The sequence below is a fragment of the Spirillospora sp. NPDC046719 genome (assembly GCF_040645715.1).
Lineage (GTDB): Bacteria > Actinomycetota > Actinomycetes > Streptosporangiales > Streptosporangiaceae > Spirillospora.
Window position 1 is genome coordinate 5,855 of the sequence record NZ_JBEYYT010000279.1, and the last position, 2,526, is coordinate 8,380.

A 2,526-nucleotide genomic window follows, 5' to 3' on the forward strand; every position below is an offset into this window, starting at 1 on the left:
GCGAGCCCGTCCTCGGCGTGCGCGAGCGCGGCGGCGTGGTCGCCTTCGCGGGCGCTGCGGGCGCTCCTGGACGCGCTGGCCAGCACGGCGGACGCGTCCACGGCCGATTCGTCCAGCCCGAGCCGGTAGCCGGCCGGGGTGCTGACGATGACGTCGGCGCCCAGTTGCGACCGGGCGCGGGACACCACGACCTGCAGCGCCTTCGCCGGGTTCTCCGGCCGCTCGTCCGGCCAGAGGCCCTCGGCGAGACGGGCCGCGCTGACGCCGGTGCGGGGTTCGGCCGCCAGGAGCGCGAGGAGGCCGCGGAGCCGGGGGCCGGTGACCTCGCGTCCGCGGCACGAGACCCGCGACAGCAGCGCGAGTTCGACGTTCACCCGGTCCGGCTCCACACCGACAGATTAGAGCGTGTCGCCACAACTCGCGATAGGTCGCGAGTTATGGGCACGGGTGTCAGTTCGACCGGTAGTGGCGGCGCAGGGCGATGCCGGCGGCGACCCCGCCCGCCAGCGCGCCCGCGCCCGCGGCGGCCGGCAGCGCGACCATCGTCACCTTCCGCCCGGTCCGGAAGTCGTGGATCGGCCAGCCGTTCTCCTTGGCGTGCTCGCGCAGGGCCGCGTCGGGGTTGACGGCGTGCGGGTGCCCGACCGCCGTCAGCATCGGCAGGTCGTTGACCGAGTCGCTGTAGGCCGAGCAGCGGGACAGGTCCAGCCCCTCGCGCGCCGCGAGCGCCCGGACCGCCTCCGCCTTCGCAGGCCCGTGCAGCAGGTTCCCGACGAGCCGCCCGGTGTAGACGCCGTCGCGGGTCTCGGCGACGGTGCCGAGCGCGCCGGTGAGCCCCAGCCGGTGCGCGATCGTCCGGGCGACCTCCACGGGCGTGGCGGTGACGAGCCAGACCTGCTGGCCCGCGTCCAGGTGCTGGAGGGCGAGGGTGCGGGTGCCGTGCCAGATGCGGTCCGCCATCACCTCGTCGTAGATCTCCTCGGACAGCCGGACGATCCCGGCGACGCGCTGCCCGGCGACGAACGCCAGCGCCGCCTCCTTCGCGCTGCCGATGTGCTCGGAGTTCTCCGTGCCGCGCAGCCGGAACGCGGCCTGCCCCCAGGCGAACATGGCCAGGTCGCGCATGGTGAACAGCTTGCGGGCGGCGAGGCCGCGCGCGAAGTAGTAGATGGACGCGCCGCGCATCATCGTGTTGTCGACGTCGAAGAACGCCGCCGCGGCGGGGTCCGGTTCGGGGAGCGGGCTCGGTTCGGCCGCCGCCGCCGCGGCCGCCTCCCCGGCGCTCACGGGGTCCTCGTGCTTGCCGCGCTGCCAGAATCGCCGCATACGCCCGAGCCTAATCAATCCGCGCGTTCCGGCCGTCGTCCCGCGCCTCATTGCGATCGTTGTCACTGGTGCCGTCGCCCGCGCGTTCACCTGCGCGTCCGGCGGCGGTCACCAGGCGCTCGCGCAGCAGCGCGCGGAAGCGCGGATCGGGTCCGGGGTCGGCGGCCCCGGGCCGGTCCGGGCGCAGCCCGTCGAGCCGCGCGCTCGCCTCGGTCCTCTTGCCGTGCCTGCTCCTCACGTCCGCAAGAACGACCGGACGGCACGGCGGGTTACGGCCCGACCTTAATTGACAAAACGTCCAATAAGCTCCACGGGTGACCGGGAGCGCGACAGGGGAGGCGACAGGGGAGGCGACAGGGCCGCGGCCGGGACGGCTAGGGGTGCAGGTCGGCGGGGAGCATCCGGGCGAGCGAGCGGACCGCGCGGTACTGCAGCGCCTTGATCGCGCCCGACTTCTTGTCCATGATCAGCGCGGTCTCCGCGACCGACAGCCCGTGCATGAACCGCAGCACCACGCACTCCTGCTGCTCCGAGCCGAGCCGCCGGACGGCGGCGAGCAGCGTGCGGTGCGTCATCGCGTCCAGGACGGCCCGCTCGGGCCCCTCCTGCGGGCGCTCCGGCTCGACCGGCTCGGCCGTGCAGACCTCCAGCCTGTAGCGGCCCGACTTGAAGTGGTCCGCGACGAGGTTGCGGGCGATGGTCACCAGCCAGGCGCCGAAGTCCTTGCCCTGCCAGCGGAAGTCGCGGATGCGCCGGAGCGCGCGCAGGAACGTCTCGCTGGTGAGGTCCTCGGTGAGGGAGTGGACGCCGACGCGGTAGTAGACGTACCGGTAGACCAGCTCCACATAGTGGTCGTAGAGGGAGCCGAACGCCTCGGCGTCGCCCTCGCGGGCCCGCAGGACCAGTGCCTTGAGGACCTCGGCGCGGTCGGCGCCGGGTGCGGGCTCCCGGGAACGCCGAGGAAGCGGGACGACCCGGGTTTCGAGGGCCAAGCTGCTCATGCAGTTCTCCTCGGGGCGTACGCGACCTCCGACGCGATCTGCCACTCTAGATACCGATCCGTACAGCAGGCAATGGGTGAGGAGCCCTCTCCGGCCGCGAATCCGTGCGCGGAGCCGACGCCCGGCGAGCGCGCGACGGGCGCCGGCCGAGCGCCGGCCTCGGGGCCGCGCCCCGCCGGGGGATGGGGTCCGTGGAATC

At 73.9% G+C, this 2,526-nt stretch carries 4 protein-coding genes; all 4 read right to left on the reverse strand.

Annotated features, from left to right (window positions below):
* Positions 1–374: AfsR/SARP family transcriptional regulator (locus ABZ914_RS34475; RefSeq protein ID WP_500198394.1), on the reverse strand; the 374-nt coding region annotated here is incomplete at its 3' end.
* 76 nt (positions 375–450) lie between these two features.
* A complete protein-coding gene (locus ABZ914_RS34480) occupies positions 451–1,326 on the reverse strand; it encodes an HAD family hydrolase (protein ID WP_190859401.1) in 876 nt (291 codons plus the stop codon).
* 10 nt (positions 1,327–1,336) lie between these two features.
* On the reverse strand, positions 1,337–1,564 hold the full coding sequence (locus tag ABZ914_RS34485; RefSeq protein ID WP_500198396.1) for a hypothetical protein: 228 nt from the start codon (positions 1,562–1,564) through the stop codon (positions 1,337–1,339).
* A 136-nt stretch (positions 1,565–1,700) separates the two neighbouring features.
* Positions 1,701–2,327, reverse strand: coding sequence for a sigma-70 family RNA polymerase sigma factor (locus tag ABZ914_RS34490; protein WP_190859397.1), 627 nt, complete (start codon positions 2,325–2,327; stop codon positions 1,701–1,703).
* Between the last annotated feature and the right edge of the window lie 199 nt (positions 2,328–2,526).